At 54.4% G+C, this 1,207-nt stretch carries 1 protein-coding gene; it reads right to left on the reverse strand.

The annotated features are described in order from the left end of the window. Positions 1 to 22: 22 nt before the first annotated feature. Positions 23 to 1,151, reverse strand: a protein-coding gene (locus tag HKK80_RS14920; protein ID WP_411800373.1) for an IS630 family transposase whose coding sequence is annotated in 2 segments (ribosomal slippage) — positions 23 to 728 and positions 727 to 1,151 — 1,131 coding nt in all. Because the reading frame shifts where the segments join, the coding sequence is not laid out codon by codon here. Positions 1,152 to 1,207: the final 56 nt, after the last annotated feature.

The raw sequence follows: 1,207 nt of genomic DNA on the forward strand, positions 1-1,207 counted from the left end.
TGTAGGTTCAGATGTGGTCTGACTAGTTCCTCGGCTCAACTGGATACAGCTGCTGTAGCTTGATACGAGCGTCACCGGTGGTAAATTGCCAGTCGATAGGTCGATCAACCGCATTGTGTCGCTCTTCCCACGCAGCGACCTCCGCTCGGAGTGTCGCTGCGTCATAGATACGCCGGTCAAGACACTGCCGTTTGAGCACACCAATCTTGATTTCGGCCATGTTCAGCCAACTTCCTCGCTTCGGCGTGTAGTGGAACTCGAATCGATCAAGATACGCTTTCGCTTGCTCCGGTGGGAAGAAATCGTAGAAGGCAGCCGGTTTGTGCGTATTGAGCTGATCCATCACAACCCGGATGCGATCAGCATCCGGGTAGTGAACATCTGCCAGCTCAACCATCCGGTCGATCCATTCGGTCGTTCGCCGTCGGTCTGTCACTTCGACAGCCACCCAGCCGGTCAACGGTTCAGTAGTGATGTGTAGCCGCTGTTTCCCGTTACGTTCGTAGCGATAATCGACCCGAGCGACCGCTCCCGGTTCGGCCGGGAGCGGATCGCGTTCATGGCCACGAAGTGCCTTGCTTGACTCGTCAAAACAAATGACTGGGCGGGTTTCGTCATATGGCTCGTGGTAAAGAGCAAGCACGTCCTCCATGTAGTAAACGAAGTCAGCGTCTTGATCAGGCGGTATTTCCCAGTAGCTGGAGAGATGCGGTTTCAGGGCGTTTTTTTAGACGCTGTCGGACGGTTTCGTGAGAGATCGACTCGAAGTCGATCTCGTCGAGCATCACGAGTTCATCAGCGAGGAGATGGAGCGTCCAGTGGGAGTGTCCTTCTGGTGGCTCGCTGCAGGCGAGTTTGATCAGTCGCGCTTCAGCATCGCCATCGAGTTTGATTTCATACTCGCGGTCGGGCTTGCGGCGATGAATCGCCGCGAGCCCTCGCTCACAGTAGTTCTTCCGTGCCCGATATGGAGTAGCGATTGAGCAATCGAGATGCTCACAGATCTTCGAATCTGTGAGCCCTTCGTCTGCTTTCAGGAGAATCCGTGCCCGCGTAATGTCCTCAGCTTTGTGCTCACCGGTCGAAATGAACCACTCAAGCGTCCTTCGCTCCTCATCAGAGAGATCAACAACGTGCTGTTTCCGGCTCATTCCTGTAGATATGCTCCCAGAGAGGTTAAACTAGACAGTCTAAGTCTGAAGCTACA

The organism is Halonotius sp. F2-221B, from assembly GCF_046719765.1.
In the GTDB taxonomy this organism is placed as follows: domain Archaea; phylum Halobacteriota; class Halobacteria; order Halobacteriales; family Haloferacaceae; genus Halonotius.